The organism is Candidatus Enterococcus willemsii (assembly GCF_009933335.1).
In the GTDB taxonomy this organism is placed as follows: Bacteria; Bacillota; Bacilli; order Lactobacillales; family Enterococcaceae; genus Enterococcus_F; species Enterococcus_F willemsii.
Window position 1 is genome coordinate 31,177 of record NZ_MAEL01000049.1, and the last position, 16,485, is coordinate 47,661.

Here is a 16,485-nt window from a genome sequence, read left to right on the forward strand (position 1 = left end):
GTTAAAGGAGAGGAAAATAACTATGGATTTATTAATTAAACAAGCACGAATTGCAGATGGTGATTCGTTAAAAGACATCGCCATTAATGATGGAAAAATTGTTCAAATCGCTGAGCATATTGAGGAATCAGCTACTCGTGTGATCGAAGCCGATGGTCGTGTCTTGATCCCAGGTTTTGTGGAAAGTCACATTCATTTAGACAAAGCATTAATCGCTGATCGTAAACCGAATAAATCAGGAACGCTTCAAGAAGCAATTAAAGTAACTGCTGAATTGAAACCAACGTTTACAAGCGAAGATGTTTATGATCGTGCAAAACGTGTGCTAGATATGATTATTCCAAATGGTGTAACAGCAATTCGGACCCATTCTGAATTTGATCCAGCCCAAGGATTTACTGGTTTTGAAGTAATTTTGAAATTGAAGGAAGAGTACAAAGATTTAGTTGATATCCAAGTGGTTGCATTCCCGCAAGAAGGTATTTTTAAAGCACCTGGAACGGAAGAAATGATGTACCAAGCGATGGAAATGGGTGCAGATGTTGTAGGAGGTATTCCTTACAATGATGCACCAGCAAATGAACATATCGATTTAGTCTTTGAAATTGCTAAAAAATACGGCAAAGATGTTGATTTACACCAAGATTTTGCGAATGAAGCTGATAATATGAGTATTGAATATCTTTGTAAAAAAACCATTGCAGAAGGCTATCAAGGTCGTGTATCTGTTGGGCATTTGACAGCATTACATGCGTTACCGCCGGAAGAATTAGCTCGCATTATTGAGTTAATGGCAGAAGCGGATATTAATGTCATGGCGTTACCAGCTACTGACTTGCACTTAGGTGCTCGTTCGGATGAATATAATGTACGCCGTGCAGTTACACCAATTCGTAAATTACGTGACGGTGGTGTCAATATGTGTATTGCAACGAATAATATTCGCAATGCTTTTACACCATATGGAAATGGGGATATTTTACAAACTGCTATGTTGGCAATTCCAGTAGCACACTTAGGTGGTGCCGATGACTTAGGTACGGTTTTACCGATGATTACGACAAATCCAGCACGTGCGATTGGTTTGAAGAACTATGGAATTGCAGAAGGAAATCAAGCGGATGTCGTCTTGTTAGATACAAAAGTGGTGGAACAGGCAATTATTGATATTCCAACTCGCTTGTTTGTCATTAAAAATGGCCGCGTAACGGTGGAAACAACGAAAGAAGTAACAATTCATCGCTAACAGCTATCCGAGTGACCTATGAGCAATTATAGTTCACTCGGCTTTTTTTTAGGATATAATCTTATTAGAAATATATTGTCGTAGAAAATTAGAAGAAAAGGAGAAATCATGACTAAGAAAGTGTCAATGACCACACAAATCGTAATTGCGGTTGTGTTAGGAATTTTATTGGGAGCAGTCTTCCCAATTGTTGGGCAACATTTAAAAATTATTGGGGACTTATTTTTGCGATTGATGCAGATGGCAATTCCAGTGCTGATTTTGGGGCAAATTATTCAAGCTGTCTCAAGCATTGAAACAAAAGAATTAACAAGCTTAGGCGGACGAACAATTGTTGTTTTTGGCTTGTCTTCCTTCTTGGCTGCTGTTTGGGGAATTTTAATGGCAATTGTATTCAAAGCAGGTGCAGGGACTGATTTATCAGCAGCTAGTGAGGTAGCTGTGGAAGCGAAAGAAATTTCATTTACAGAAACCTTTTTAGGTTTTGTACCAACAAATATCTTTGATGCATTATCAAGTGGTACGATTGTGCAAATTATTGTTTTTGCCTTATTCTTTGGTGTGGCGCTAAACAAATTTATGAGTACTCATCCAGAGTCACCTCTAGGTAAGGTAATTGTAGATTTTAATGATGTAATTATCATGATTATTCGATATGTTATGATTATTGCACCACTAGGCATTTTTGCACTAATTGCCTCAACAATTAGTAATTTAGGATTAGATATTATTGGTTCGTTGTTATCTTATTTAGGCGTCTATGCTTTAGCAACTGTTTTATTCTTAGGACTATGGATTACCCTAATTTCGGTCTACGTAAGGGTAAGTCCAATTCGATTAATCAAAAACATGAAAAATATGTCTGTCATGGCATTGGCAACTACGTCTTCAGCAATTACACTGCCTACAGCAATGGAAGAAACCCAAACAAAATTAGGTGTCAGCCAACGGATTACTAATTTGGTTTTACCGTTGGGCATGTCCTTAAATAGTAACGGTTCAGCGATGCATATGGCGATAACGGTAATGACTATTTCGCAAATGTATCAAATTGATTTTAGTTTGGCACAAATTGCTTATGTCGCTGTGGCAGCAACAATTATTTCATTAGCGAATGCAGTTGTTCCGGGTGCAGGTCTTGTTTCTCTGGCAATTATTGTGCCGCAAATGGGCTTGCCGATTGAGAGTATTGCGATTTTTGCAGGAGTCGAATGGTTTGTTGGCATGTTACGGACTATCTTGAATGTTAACTCCGATGTTTATTCTGCTATTGTAGTAGCAAAATCAGTCAATGAAATTGACTATGACATTTTTAACGGTAGAAAAAACGCATAAAATAAGACCATTAGCTAGTTTCTACATATAGAAGCTAGCTTTTTTTATAAACAACACAGAGTTTTAAACGGGAATACTTATTTGTTTCGTAAATTATGGTATACTAGATTAGAATCTTTTAGGGAAAATAGAAGATAGAGGAAAACAGATCATGATTTTTATCAAGCATATGGTTTAATCCCTGTATTAAAAAATCATTGGATGTTTTATAAATGTCGAATATACATACTTATTAAAGAGTAGTAAATAATTAATTGAGAGGTGAAAATTTTGAGTAAAATCAAAATTATCCCACTTAGTGGTGTGCGAGAAAATGGAAAAAACTTGTACATTGCTGAAGTGGAAGAGGATATATTTGTGTTAGATTGTGGTCTACGCTATCCAGAAAATGAGTTATTAGGAATCGATACAGTTATTCCTGATTTTTCGTATTTAGAAGAAAATGCTGAGAGAGTCGCAGGGGTCTTTTTAACGCACGGTCACGCAGATGCAATCGGTGCATTACCGTACTTTTTGGAAAAAATCCAAGTCCCAGTATTTGGTACACAGCTGACAATTGAATTAGCAAAAATGGCGGTACATCGTTATGAGCCAACAAAGAAATTTAAAGAATTCCATGTGATTGATGTGCATTCTGAGATTGATTTTGAAGGCACAACTGTTAGCTTCTTTTCAACGACACACACGATTCCTGACTCTGTCGGAATTTGTTTGAATACACCTGAAGGAAATATTGTTTATACAGGCGATTTCAAGTTTGATCAAGCAGCTATTCCAATGTATCAAACAGACTTTGCTCGTTTAGCTGAAATTGGTAAAGAAGGTGTCTTAGCCTTATTAAGTACATCAAGTAATGCTGAAAATGCAGCAACAGTGGCTTCAGAAGCTCAAATTGCTGATGAAGTAGCTGATACTATTCGTTATTGGGAAGGTCGCATTATTGTTGCTTGCGTGGCAAGTAATTTACAACGTGTTCAACAAGTGATTGAAGCTGCCCATCGTGCGGATCGTAAAGTCGTTTTAACCGGACAAGACTTTGGTAAAATTATTCGTACTGCGATGAAATTGAATAAAATTAAACTTCCTGATGAGCATATTTTAATTACACAAAAAGAAATGAGTAAGTATGACGATAGCCAAATTGTAATCTTAGAAACTGGTCGTATGGGTGAGCCAATCAAAGCTTTGCAACGTATGGCCAGTGGCGCTCATCGGACGCTGAAAATCAAAGAAGGAGATTTGGTTTACATTACAACCACTCCAACGATTGCGATGGAAACTTTTGTTGCGAAGACTGAGGATATTATTTATCGTACGGGTGCAACTGTTAAGAGTATCTCAGATAATTTGCGCGTTTCTGGTCATGCAAGTCCGAATGATTTGCAGCTGATGTTAAACTTTATGAAACCTAAATACTTCTTACCAGTTCAAGGGGAGTATCGCTTATTAGCAGCACATGCTAAATTAGCACAAGAAGTGGGCATTCCGTTAAACCATATTTTTATTACAGCTCGTGGGGATGTTTTAGAATATACAAAAGGTGAACTTGTTTCAGCTGGTAGTGTGCCTGCGGAAAATGTGATGGTCGATGGTATTGGTGTCGGTGACATTGGAAATATCGTCTTAAGAGATCGTAAAGTTTTATCAGAAGATGGGATATTTGTTGCCGTTGTAACGATTAATCGGCGTGAAAAACGAATTGTTTCGAAACCACAAATTACATCAAGAGGTTTTGTTTATGTCAAGGCTAGCCGAGATTTGATTCGTGAAGGTGGCGAAATGGTGGAACAAATCGTAGACAAACATCTAAATGAACCTGATTTCGAATGGGGTAAATTGAAGCAAGATATTCGCGATCAGTTAAGTCGTTACCTATTTGAACAAACAAAACGACGTCCAGTTATTTTGCCAGTGATTATGGAAGCAAGCCAACGAAATAGAAAAAGATAAAGAAAGCGAAGCAGCCTATAACCGAGTATGGTTATAGGCTGTTTTTTTGTTTTACTCAGAGTTTATTGGTGTGCAGTGTTATTTTTCACATACAGTATTGGCACAAAGAAGTGTGCCAAAGCTCTATGTAGAAGTGATTGAAAACCCTATCATTTTGAATTAGACTAAGTATGTAAAGACAAACATTTTATTTATTGGGAGGAGAAAAGGACATGGCAGAAGAGAAAAAAGGAATAAAAGCCAAAGTTCAGCGTTTTGGTAGCTATTTGAGTGGCATGGTTATGCCGAATATCGGTGCTTTTATTGCATGGGGTGTTATTACAGCTTTATTTATTGAGACAGGTTGGTTACCTAATGAACAATTAGCATCAATGGTTAGCCCAATGATTACGTATTTATTGCCATTATTGATAGGGTATACAGGCGGTAGCATGGTTCATGGTCAACGAGGAGCAGTTGTCGGAGCGATTGCAACGATGGGGGTAATCGTTGGATCAGAAGTTCCAATGTTTATTGGGGCAATGATTATGGGTCCAATCGGTGGCTGGTGTATAAAGAAATTTGATGAATTATTCTCAGATAAAATTCGTGCAGGTTTTGAAATGTTAGTTAATAACTTTTCTTCTGGTTTGATTGGTTTTGCTTTAGCTATTTTAGGATTTTATGGTATTGGCCCAGTTGTAAGTTCATTAACAACGATGATGGGCAATGGTGTAGAAGCCATTGTGAATGCTAGCTTACTACCATTAGCAAATATCTTCATTGAACCAGCTAAAATCCTGTTCTTAAATAATGCGATTAATCACGGTATTTTGACACCGTTAGGAACGGAACAATCACTTGAAACAGGTAAGTCCATTCTATTCTTATTAGAAGCTAATCCTGGCCCAGGTGTTGGTCTGCTATTAGCTTACATGTTCTTTGGTAAAGGCGCTGCTAAATCTTCGGCTCCAGGTGCAGTGATTATTCAATTTTTAGGCGGGATTCATGAAATTTACTTCCCATATGTCATGATGAAACCGCTCCTGTTTTTAGCGGTGATTGGTGGAGGAATTTCAGGAACGTTCACATTCCAATTATTGGATGCTGGTTTACAAGCCGCTGCTTCACCGGGATCAATTATCGCGATTTTGGGAATGGCTCCTAAAGGTGGCTCACTTCCTGTGATTGCTGGGGTAGTCGTTGCAGCAGTAGTCTCATTCCTTATTTCAATGGTTATCTTAAAAGCTGACCGTTCGACTGAAGACGAATTTGCTGCATCCCAAGCAGCGGTAGCTTCAGCTAAAGCTGAAAGTAAAGGACAAGCGGTTGCTGTTGAGGAAACAGTTGTTGTACCAACAGTAGATAAGAAAATCGATAAAATCATTTTTGCTTGTGATGCCGGTATGGGATCTAGTGCGATGGGAGCATCTGTTTTACGAAACATGATTAAAAAAGCAGGTGTAGAGATACCAGTAAGTAACTCGGCAATTAATAATTTAAAAGATGAGTCAAATACGCTAATTGTCACTCAAGTAGAGTTATACGAACGTGCCAAACAAAAAGCACCGTCGGCAGATTTTGTGACCGTTGAAAACTTTATGAATAGCCCTCGTTATGAAGAAGTAGTTAATCGAATGAAAGAACAATCAAGCTAATACATTTCGTTAGCACAATTAGGGCGAAAAGCAGTGAAACATAAACTGCTTTTCGTCATTTTTAGGAGGTGAATAACTTGTATTTCTCTAATCGGGAAAAACAAATTTTAAAGCTATTAGTGGAATATACAGAAGGGATTACTCCACAAGAGTTACAAACGCAACTGCAAATCAGTAAACGGACACTGTATCGTGAAATATCAAGTATTGAAAAAAGCTTGAAACCATTAGAAATTCAAATTGTGAAACCGCGCGGTAAAGGGTACCAACTCGTTGGTGAGGCGAAGAAAATTGCAGATATAAAACAAGTTATCCAAAAAGATAAGCAAATGCCTATAGACAATGTCCATCGTCAAAGTGCGTTGGCCTCTAATCTTCTATTAGCCGATGAAGAACAAACAATTGAAGGCTTAGCAATTGATTTTGACGTCAGTCCGAGTACGATTCATAACGATTTACAACTGGTGGAAGAAAGTTTAAAAGACTATTCGTTAACTTTAGAACGTCGTAAAGCACGAGGCATTATCATTACAGGCGGTGAATATGAGCGGCGTCAAATTCTTGGAAATACGATTTATAGCGGTGTGAGTGAGTATGAATTTTTTCATTATTTATCGTCACTTACAGCAACAATGACAGAAGCGATGACGACTAATTTTTTCTTACGATTAATCACCCCACAAGCGTTTTATATTGCTAAGACGGTGATTTTAGATAAACGCAATAAATTATTTTTAGAAGTAACAGACAATCAAATTCAGCAAGTGATTACGATTTTAGCCTTATCGATTGACCGGGTTAAAACCAATCATTTGTTAAACAATTCATTCAATAAGAGCCAAATTTCCGCTGAAATTTATGCACTAGCTGAGCAAATTATGACTAATGTGACGGAACATGGTGTTGTGATGCCGGAAGAAGAGTACCTCTTTTTTGCTCGTCAGTTAGAAGGTGTGAATTACAAAAAACCGCAAAATATCTTTTTAGAAAGTTTTGATGTGGCGTTGTCTTATCAAGTGCGCGAAGTGATTCGTATTGTATCTGAAGAAATGCAAATTGATTTTCGAGTGGATGATGTCTTGTACTATGACTTATTGACCCATTTGTCAGCGGCATTTAAACGGATGAATAATTTAGTCCAATTAGCTAATAACCCTTTACTTGACAAAATTGTGGTGCAATACGAGGCATTGACACAGGCAATTCAGTCAGCATTATCAAACCAATTTCCAGATGAACAGTTTTCAACGAATGAATTAGCTTATATCGTAATTCACTTTGCGGCTTCGCTTGAACGTCATCCTACGAAAAAAGCTATTTCTACCTTAGTTTTATGCTCAAGTGGAATTGGTACGGCAAAAATTTTAGAAAGTCGTTTACGAAAATATATTCCTGAAATTGATCATATTCAAATCATTAAAATTTCGCAGATGAGTCATGTCGATTATAAAAAGTTTGATTTAATCCTTTCAACGATTTTCTTACCAGATTTTACTTTGCCATATAAATTGATTTCACCGTTGTTATTAGACGATGAAGTTCAACGATTAAAGCAAGAAATTGCAGACAAACGTTTTGAGTCTAAAAGTGCAGAACCTGTCATTGTTGCTAAAGAATCAGAAGGTTCATTTGATTATGTTTATGACTTAATGAAAGTCGGCAATGACTTATTAACACAGTTTGATATTAAGTCCATTCAAACAGACAAAACATTGGAAGCGACGATTCAACAAATTATGGAAGGATTGGAAGGCGTCATTGTTGAAGATGCCCTAAAAGTGAGTGAACGCGTGTTAAGACGACACCAAACAGCGCCCATTGGGATTCCTGGTACGAACTTAGCTTTGTTTCATAGCTCTAATCCCTATGTGAAAGCTCCTTACTTTAGCATATTCGACTTAACTTCGCCTATTCCAGTATTAGGTATGGACAAACGGCCGATGGCACTTTCACGCGTGTTGTTGATGCTCGCTCCTGAACCAATGACACCGGTAGAAGAAAAATTACTAGGCTTAATTAGCGCGTCCATTATTGAAAGTGATTTGAATATGGAGATTTATCAAAATGAAACCAAAGAAGTTATTTATGAATTAATTAGTTCTCTCTTTGTGAATGAAATTAGAGAGGCAGAGGAGGAAAAATAATGCAATTAGAAAAAAATATGATTTTATTAAACCAAGAATTTACTACTAAAGAAGAAGCAATTCGTGAAAGTGGCCGTTTATTAGTGGAAGCTGGCTGCGTAGAAGAAGCGTATATCGATGCAATGATTGAAAGAAATAATTTAGTTTCGACGTACATGGGGAATTTTATTGCCATTCCACATGGTACCGATGAAGCCAAAAAATACGTGAAAAAAAGTGGCATTTCGATTATCCAAGTACCGCAAGGAGTCGATTTTAGTACAGACGAGGAAGAAAAATTAGCAATGGTCGTCTTTGGTATCGCGGGTGTGGATAATGAACATTTAGACATTTTACAAAAAATTGCTATTTTCTGCTCTGATGTGGACAATGTTGTGAAATTAGTGAGTGCTTCTTCTGTTGAAGAAATTATTTCCTTGCTTGAGGAGGTCGAATAGGATGAAAGCTGTTCACTTTGGTGCAGGAAATATCGGCCGTGGTTTTATCGGAGAGATTTTATTTAACAATGATTTTTCCATCGACTTTGTTGATATCAATGCGACGCTTATTGATGCCTTAAAAGAAAGACAGAGCTATGAAATTGAATTAGCCAGCGAGGGAAAAGAACGCATTACCGTATCGAATGTCAATGGACTAAACAATCAAACAGAACCAGAAGCTGTGATTGCTGCGATTTCTCATGCTGATTTAGTAACTACTGCAATTGGACCAAATATTTTGCCATTTATTGCGGAATTAATTGCCAAAGGGATTCAAAAACGTCGAGCTGCAGATATCACAGCACCCCTTGATGTGATTGCGTGTGAAAATATGATTGGTGGCAGTCAATTTTTATTCTCGAAAGTTAATGAATATCTAACGAAAGAAGATTTGGCATACGTTGAAGCATTTGTAGGCTTTCCAAATGCGGCAGTCGATCGGATTGTACCTATCCAACATCATGAAGATCCCTTGTTTGTTTCAGTAGAACCCTTTAGTGAGTGGGTCGTGGATGCAACGCAGTGTAAAAATCAAACGTTACAATTGAATGGCGTGTTGTACGTAGAAGACTTAGAACCATATATTGAACGAAAACTGTTTTCTGTCAATACTGGACATGCGACAACGGCTTATACAGGAAGTTTTTATGGTTATCAAACAATTGGTGAAGCAATTGTTGATGAACGAGTATTGAGTCAATTAAAGCAGGTATTACAAGAAACCGGTAATTTATTAATTGAAAAATGGGGATTTGATCGACAAACACATGTACAATATACAGAAAAAATCATTCATCGCTTTGAAAATCCATATATTTCCGATGATATTTCACGCGTTGCAAGGACACCGATTCGCAAGCTAGGTTTTGATGAACGGTTTATTCGTCCAATCCGTGAAGCGAAGGAACGTGGGCTTTCTTACCAACACTTAGTAGAAGTAGTCGCGATGATTTTGCATTATCAAGATGTGAATGACCAAGAAAGCGTTGAGTTGACACAGCTTTTAACAGAAAAAACAGTTCGAGAAGTTATTCAATCAATAACAAAATTGATGGATGAGGACTTAATTGCCGAGATTGAAGCAGCTTACAAAAAAATAAAGTGATTTCACTCGAAGGGTTCTTGCTTTTCCAATAAAAGGGTGGTAAAATTGGCATATACCAAAAATGAAATACAAAGGAGAGTTTTTCATGGAGATTATTCGTGTAAAAAATGCCGATGAAGGCGGAAAAAAAGCATTTGAAATTATTAAAGAAGGTATTGCAAAAGGCGCTACAACATTTGGTTTAGCAACAGGAAGTACCCCTGAAACATTGTATAGCTATTTAGTTGCAAGTGACTTAGATTTTTCTGATAAAACTTCTATTAATTTAGACGAATATGTAGGCTTAAGCGGCGACGACGAACAAAGCTACCGTTACTTTATGAACAAACACCTTTTCAACGAAAAACCTTTTAAAGAATCATATGTGCCAAATGGTAAAGCAGAAGATTTAGAAGCAGAATGCAAACATTATGATGAAATTATCGAGCAACATCCAATTGATATCCAAATCTTAGGGATTGGTCAAAATGGCCATATTGGTTTTAACGAACCAGGCACACCATTTGATGTAAAAACACAAGTCGTTGATTTAACAGAATCAACAATCAATGCGAACAAACGCTACTTTGATAAAGTAGAAGATGTACCTACTCGTGCGGTATCAATGGGAATTGGTTCAATCATGCAAAGTAAAAAAATCGTATTAATGGCATTTGGCGAAGCAAAAGCAGATGCAATTAAAGGGATGATTAATGATGCACCAACGACTGATTTACCAGCAAGTGTGTTACAAAACCATGATGATGTTATCGTGATTGTTGACGAAGAAGCAGCAAGTAAATTATAAAAAATAGCAAACCTGTATCTCTGCAACGCTAGTTTGTAGGGATACAGGTTTTTTTGTATTCTCATTGAAGAAACATGGAGAAAATTGTTCAGAATTTTTAGAGTTATTTGTAGGTTCTATTACTTAAAATAACTTGTTGCACGATAAATTTATAAATAAATATTTTTACTTAACAACGTAATAATTTAATTATCTGTTATTATCTGTTACAATAGTTGTGTTATACTGTGTCAATGAAAGAGAAGATATCAAGCCTTTCTTCTTGTTGTTCTGTACTAATTTAAACAAAGTCAAAGAGTAATAATTAAACAATGAAATAGCAATATAAATTTCATTTAGGAAAACAATCGAGGTGTAAAAAAATGGCGACAAAACATGATTTGATTTTGGCACATATCGAAGGCTTACCTGTGGGGGAGCGTATTTCTGTTCGTGGTATTGCCAAAGATTTAGAAGTAAGCGAAGGAACTGCTTATCGAGCAATCAAAGATGCTGAAAATATTGGCTTGGTTTCAACCATTCAGCGTGTAGGGACAATCCGTATTGAACGCAAATTAAAAAAACATATTGAAAAATTGACGTTTGGTGAAGTTGTACAAATTATCGAAGGCGACGTTTTGGGTGGAGAATCAGGTTTAGAGAAAGATTTGAATCGCTTTGTCATTGGAGCGATGAAAGAAAATGCCATGGAACGCTACATTACACCAGGTTCTTTAATGATTGTCGGAAACCGTGAAAACGTCCAAAAATTGGCGTTGCAACAAGGGGCAGCCGTATTGATTACCGGTGGTTTTGAAACAACCCCTGAAATTCAACAATTAGCAGACGAGACAGCTCTACCGATTTTACGAACAACGTATGATACCTTTACCGTAGCAACAATGATTAATCGTGCATTGAGCGATCAATTAATCAAAAAAGAGATTTTATTAGTTGGCGACATCTATATGCCATTAGAAAAGACCAAGTATTTATCCATCTATGATACGGTGAAAGATTACAAACGCTTGTCGGAAGAAACGCAACATTCACGTTATCCGGTGGTCAATCGGAACATGCGAGTGGTTGGAATTGTGACTGCCAAAGATATTTTAGAGAAATCAAGTTCACAATTAATTGAACGTGTGATGACCAAAGATCCACGTATGGTCAAAAAAGAAATGAGTGTGGCATCCGTGAGCCACCAAATGATTTGGGATGGCTTAGAAGTAATGCCCGTTGTAGCAGATGATTTGTCGTTGCTTGGAATCGTGACTCGTCAAGATGTGATGAAGGCAATGCAATTGGTCCAACGTCAACCACAAGTTTCTGATACTATTTCAGACCAAATTACCGGACAAGTTCAGCTCATTGAGCAGGATTTTGATGGAAGCAAACTAGAACAACCACATTTTCGTTTTACGGTATCTCCACAAATGGTTGATGAATTAGGGACAATCTCTTTCGGCGTCTTAAATGAAGTGATTGCGAATGCAACGAAACGTACCATGATTGCCAACCAACGTCGCAATACGTGGATTGAACAAGTAAATCTGCATTATTTTCGTTTAATTCAGTTAGAAAGTGAGATTGTATTGCAACCGAAAATTTTAGAATTAGGTCGACGTTCAGCCAAGTTAGACATCGAAATTTTTATTGAAAATTCATTGGTCGGCAAAGCAATCGTTGTTTGCCAAGTAATGGAACGTCCTTAGGAGGAAAATAGATGACTGTACAAGCAGAGATTTTAGCAGAAATAAAAAAATATGACACGATTATTATCCATCGTCATCAACGACCTGATCCCGATGCATTAGGGTCACAAGTCGGTTTGGCAGAATTATTAAGAAATAGTTTTCCAGAAAAAAACATTTACCAAGTTGGTGGACCGGTGGAAGGGCTAGAGTATCTAGCAGAGATGCAAGATATTTCGGAAGATACTTATCGAGGGGCGTTAGTCATTGTTACTGATACTGCGAATGCCCCACGTATTAGTGATTCACGTTTTGATTTAGGCGCACGTTTAATTAAAATTGATCATCACCCAAATGACGAGCCTTATGGTGACTTGCAATGGGTTAATACCAATGCAAGTAGTTGTAGTGAAATGATTGCTGACTTTTGGGAGTTATTTGATGAATTAATTATGAATGAAGAAGCTGCACGTCTATTGTACGGTGGGATTGTTGGCGATACAGGTCGCTTTTTGTATCCTTCAACAAGTGCGCATACGTTAGAGATTGCCGCTAAATTATTGCGATATGATTTTGATGCCGCTGAATTAAACCGTCAAATCCAACAAGTATCACAAAAAGTTGCGCATTTGTCCGGTTATGTTTATCAAAATGTAACTGTTGATGCGAACGGCGCGGGTTATGTTATCTTATCAAAAGAAATTATGGATAAATTTGAGGTAAGTGATGCGGAAACCGCAAGTATTGTCTCTTTACCAGGGGTAGTAGAAGAAGTGTTAGCATGGGCAATTTTCGTTCAGCAACCAGAAGGCTATTATCGTGTCCGCTTACGCTCAAAAGGGCCAGTGATTAATGAGTTAGCGAAGCAACATCACGGTGGTGGACATCCACTAGCAAGTGGTGCCAATGCCAAAGACTTAGACGAAGTAAATGAAATTTATCAAGAAATTCAACGCTTGTGTCAGGAGTTTAGAACTATATAATCCGGTTTCAAAATATTTGTAATTTGGACTTGACAAAAAGTAGATAGGTCTATACAATTAGCCTTGTTAACATATTTGTTTTCATGTGACTAGGAGAGACTAGGCATGGAAAAAACTTCCGAGGGTGTCGTGTACACTTTTAGGGGCTTTTTCCATGCTTTTTTAATTTGTTGGCCGCAAATTTCTTTAGTTACTGAAAACCGCTATTCTGCAGAAGAGGAATTGTTAAAAATGAAAATCAAAAAAATCTTGAATCAAAATGCTGTACTGGTTGACGATGATGGGGAAGAGAAAGTAGCGATTGGCAAAGGAATCGGTTTTGAGAAAAAACGCAATGACCGGTTATTTTCCAGAGAAGTTGAACGCATTTTTGTGATGGAAGCTGAAGGACAAGTGAAATTACAAAATCTATTGAATCAAATAGATGAGCAATTTTTATTTGCTGCCGAGCGTATTATTGATCATGCGGAGACGGTTTTAATGGAAAAGTTAAACGAGCATGTACTAATTGCTTTAACTGACCATATTGCTTTTGCTGCATCAAATATTCGCAATGGAATTGTTATTCGTAACAAATTGCTTCGAGAAATTGAAGTGTTGTACAGCGATGAATTTAGCGTTGCACAATGGGCAGTCGATTATTTAAACAAAGAACTAGGGATTCCTTATACCTATGATGAAGCAGGTTACATTGCCATTCATGTGCATAGCGCACGCAGTGGACATAGTAGCAATCATCAAAGTATTCGTGAAGTGACAATTATTTCAGATATTATTCGTTTGATTGAAAAAGAGCTAGCTGTCGATATTCATTCCGATCAGATGGTACTAAATTATTCACGCTTAGCGAATCATTTACGACTACTTTTACAACGTTTCCACAATCAACAATATGCGGTATTGGATGACGAGATTATTGAGATGGTCAAAAGAAAATACCCCGAAAGTTATGAAATAGCAAAGAAAATTCGGGTACTACTTATTAAAAATTATCAAATTTCAACAACAAGTGAAGAATTAGGCTACTTAGCGATTCACATTGAGCGACTAAGATTAGCTAAAATGGAGGAATAGAAATGAAAGCATATATGCAACGTATGGGACGTTCGTTGATGTTACCAGTGGCAACACTTCCAGTAGCAGCATTATTTATGGGAATTGGTTACTGGATTGACCCAAGTGGTTGGGGTGGTAATAATTTATTAGCCGCTTTTTTAATTAAAGCTGGTGGAACTATTTTAGATAATTTAGGAATTTTATTTGCAGTTGGTTTGGCTTTAGGGATGTCCAAAGATAAAGATGGATCATCTGCTTTAGCAGGTTTAATTGCTTTCTTAACACCAATGACATTAGTTAATTCTGGTGCAGTGGCGATGTTTAGAAAAGTTGATATTGAGCAAGTAAATGTTGCTTTTGATGCAATAAATAATAAAAACGTATTTGTTGGTATTTTAGCAGGTTTAGTTGCAGCAGCGATGTATAACCGTTTTAGTGGTGTAAAATTACCAATGGCATTATCTTTCTTTAGCGGAAAACGCGCCGTACCAATCGTAACTGCAGCAGTGATGGCTGTTTTGTCAGCATTATTAATTTTTGTTTGGCCACCTGTTTATACTGGTTTAGTAACATTTGGTGAATTTATTTCTAGCTTGGGACCTGTAGGAGCTGGTCTATACGGATTCTTCAACCGTCTATTAATTCCAACTGGTTTACACCATGCATTAAATAATGTATTTTGGTTCAACTTAGCTGGAATTGATGATATCGGTAAATTCTGGGCAAGTGAAGGTGTTAAAGGTGTAACTGGTATGTATCAAGCAGGTTTCTTCCCAGTGATGATGTTTGGTTTACCAGCTGGTGCATTGGCAATGTATCAATGTGCTCGTCCTGAAAAGAAAAAAGTCACTGCTTCACTTATGTTAGCAGCTGGTTTTGCAGCATTCTTTACAGGCGTAACTGAACCATTAGAATTTTCATTTATGTTTGTTGCATGGCCATTATATGTTGTTCATGCAGTGTTAACTGGTATTTCAATGTTTATCGCAGCATCATTCCATTGGACAGCTGGATTTAACTTTAGTGCTGGTTTAGTCGATTACTTGTTGAGCTTACGTGTACCAATTGCAAACCAACCATTAATGTTAATCGTATTAGGCTTAATTATGGCTGTTGTTTACTACTTTACTTTCTTGTTTGTAATCAAAAAATTCAACTTAATGACTCCTGGTCGTGAAGAGGGTACTGGCGAAGAAACAGAAGATGTTGCAACATCTGGCGATAACAAATATGCAGCAATGGCTGAACGTATTTTTGTTGGTTTAGGTGGTGCAGATAACTTAACATCTGTTGATAATTGTACAACTCGTTTACGTTTACAAGTAAAAGATACAGGCGCGGTTGACCAAGCAAAAATTAAAGCAACAGGCGTCCCTGGAATTAGTGTCATCGATAAAACAAATATCCAAGTCATCGTTGGAACAGAAGTACAATTTGTAGCAGACGAATTGTCTCGTATTCATAGTGGTGCACCAGTCGCAGCAGCTACTGATAAAGCTGTTGCTGTCGAAGAAGTTGTTGAAGTATCTTCTGTCAATGATGTGTATGCTGTGGCAAATGGTCAAGTTGTGCCGATTGAACAAGTCTCAGATGAAGTCTTCTCACAAAAGATGATGGGTGACGGATTTGCAGTGTTACCGACAACCGGTGAAATTTTTGCACCAGTTGCAGGAACAATCATGAATATCTTCCCGACAAAACATGCGATGGGTATCCAAACAGCATCTGGTGTTGAAGTATTATTACACATGGGAATTGATACGGTAAGCTTGAAAGGCGAACCATTTGAATTATATGTTTCTGAAGGTCAAAAAGTCGCTCGTGGCCAATTAATTGCAAAAGTTGATTTAGAGGCTATTTTAGCAGCTGATCGTAAAACAGATATGATTGTTGTCTTTACGAACCCAGACAACATTTCTTCATTAACGATTGAAGCTGGTGAAAACACAGCGAATACGGTTATTGGTACAGTCGAAGCAAAATAATTAATATATGTTTGAATCCAACTACTTTCTATAAGGAAGTAGTTGGATTTTTTTTGTCTAAAATATATCAACAAGCAAATGGAAAGTGGTTTGTAGGGAATCAAA

The 16,485-nt window shown here is 37.2% G+C and carries 12 protein-coding genes; all 12 read left to right on the plus strand.

Annotated features, from left to right (window positions below; all coding sequences use genetic code 11):
* Positions 1-22: 22 nt before the first annotated feature.
* The 12 genes from BAU17_RS10250 (at position 23) to nagE (ending at position 16,380) form a co-directional block, all read left to right on the plus strand.
* Entirely contained in the window at positions 23-1,246 is a 1,224-nt protein-coding gene (locus BAU17_RS10250) for an amidohydrolase family protein (RefSeq protein ID WP_161902729.1), read from the plus strand.
* A gap of 108 nt (positions 1,247-1,354) precedes the next feature.
* Positions 1,355-2,581, plus strand: a complete 1,227-nt coding sequence (locus BAU17_RS10255; RefSeq protein ID WP_161902730.1) for a dicarboxylate/amino acid:cation symporter — start codon at positions 1,355-1,357, stop codon at positions 2,579-2,581.
* A 270-nt stretch (positions 2,582-2,851) separates the two neighbouring features.
* Positions 2,852-4,531: a ribonuclease J gene (locus BAU17_RS10260; protein WP_161902731.1), complete on the plus strand. Its 1,680-nt coding sequence runs from the start codon at positions 2,852-2,854 to the stop codon at positions 4,529-4,531.
* Between the two features lie 212 nt (positions 4,532-4,743).
* Positions 4,744-6,168, plus strand: a complete 1,425-nt coding sequence (locus BAU17_RS10265; RefSeq protein ID WP_161902732.1) for a PTS mannitol transporter subunit IIBC — start codon at positions 4,744-4,746, stop codon at positions 6,166-6,168.
* A 68-nt stretch (positions 6,169-6,236) separates the two neighbouring features.
* Entirely contained in the window at positions 6,237-8,312 is a 2,076-nt protein-coding gene (locus BAU17_RS10270) for a BglG family transcription antiterminator (RefSeq protein WP_237579116.1), read from the plus strand.
* Entirely contained in the window at positions 8,312-8,749 is a 438-nt protein-coding gene (locus tag BAU17_RS10275; RefSeq protein ID WP_161902734.1) for a PTS mannitol transporter subunit IIA, read from the plus strand. The genes BAU17_RS10270 and BAU17_RS10275 overlap by 1 nt, the downstream gene beginning before the upstream one ends.
* 1 nt (position 8,750) lies before the next feature.
* Positions 8,751-9,896 carry a mannitol-1-phosphate 5-dehydrogenase gene (locus BAU17_RS10280; RefSeq protein ID WP_161902735.1) on the plus strand — a complete coding sequence of 382 codons (1,146 nt, stop codon included), beginning with the start codon at positions 8,751-8,753 and terminating at the stop codon, positions 9,894-9,896.
* An 85-nt stretch (positions 9,897-9,981) separates the two neighbouring features.
* The gene (gene nagB / locus BAU17_RS10285; RefSeq protein ID WP_161902736.1) at positions 9,982-10,683 is read left to right on the plus strand and encodes a glucosamine-6-phosphate deaminase; all 702 of its coding nucleotides are present in this window, start codon (positions 9,982-9,984) and stop codon (positions 10,681-10,683) included.
* A 362-nt stretch (positions 10,684-11,045) separates the two neighbouring features.
* Positions 11,046-12,377 carry a DRTGG domain-containing protein gene (locus BAU17_RS10290; protein ID WP_161902737.1) on the plus strand — a complete coding sequence of 444 codons (1,332 nt, stop codon included), beginning with the start codon at positions 11,046-11,048 and terminating at the stop codon, positions 12,375-12,377.
* Positions 12,378-12,388: 11 nt separating this feature from the next.
* Positions 12,389-13,339 (plus strand): DHH family phosphoesterase, encoded by a 951-nt coding sequence (locus BAU17_RS10295; RefSeq protein WP_161902738.1) that lies wholly within the window; start codon positions 12,389-12,391, stop codon positions 13,337-13,339.
* Between the two features lie 231 nt (positions 13,340-13,570).
* Positions 13,571-14,413 (plus strand): PRD domain-containing protein, encoded by an 843-nt coding sequence (locus tag BAU17_RS10300; RefSeq protein WP_161902758.1) that lies wholly within the window; start codon positions 13,571-13,573, stop codon positions 14,411-14,413.
* A gap of 2 nt (positions 14,414-14,415) precedes the next feature.
* The gene (gene nagE / locus BAU17_RS10305; RefSeq protein WP_161902739.1) at positions 14,416-16,380 is read left to right on the plus strand and encodes an N-acetylglucosamine-specific PTS transporter subunit IIBC; all 1,965 of its coding nucleotides are present in this window, start codon (positions 14,416-14,418) and stop codon (positions 16,378-16,380) included.
* Positions 16,381-16,485 lie beyond the last annotated feature (105 nt).

What these genes read in the sequence shown, in the direction of transcription:
- BAU17_RS10275 (WP_161902734.1), top strand. Translation starts at nt 8,312, where the DNA reads ATGCAATTAGAAAAAAATATGATTTTATTAAACCAAGAATTTACTACT.
- BAU17_RS10280 (WP_161902735.1), top strand. Translation starts at nt 8,751, where the DNA reads ATGAAAGCTGTTCACTTTGGTGCAGGAAATATCGGCCGTGGTTTTATC.
- nagB (WP_161902736.1), top strand. Translation starts at nt 9,982, where the DNA reads ATGGAGATTATTCGTGTAAAAAATGCCGATGAAGGCGGAAAAAAAGCA.
- BAU17_RS10300 (WP_161902758.1), top strand. Translation starts at nt 13,571, where the DNA reads ATGAAAATCAAAAAAATCTTGAATCAAAATGCTGTACTGGTTGACGAT.
- BAU17_RS10295 (WP_161902738.1), top strand. Translation starts at nt 12,389, where the DNA reads ATGACTGTACAAGCAGAGATTTTAGCAGAAATAAAAAAATATGACACG.
- BAU17_RS10255 (WP_161902730.1), top strand. Translation starts at nt 1,355, where the DNA reads ATGACTAAGAAAGTGTCAATGACCACACAAATCGTAATTGCGGTTGTG.
- BAU17_RS10250 (WP_161902729.1), top strand. Translation starts at nt 23, where the DNA reads ATGGATTTATTAATTAAACAAGCACGAATTGCAGATGGTGATTCGTTA.
- BAU17_RS10265 (WP_161902732.1), top strand. Translation starts at nt 4,744, where the DNA reads ATGGCAGAAGAGAAAAAAGGAATAAAAGCCAAAGTTCAGCGTTTTGGT.
- BAU17_RS10290 (WP_161902737.1), top strand. Translation starts at nt 11,046, where the DNA reads ATGGCGACAAAACATGATTTGATTTTGGCACATATCGAAGGCTTACCT.
- nagE (WP_161902739.1), top strand. Translation starts at nt 14,416, where the DNA reads ATGAAAGCATATATGCAACGTATGGGACGTTCGTTGATGTTACCAGTG.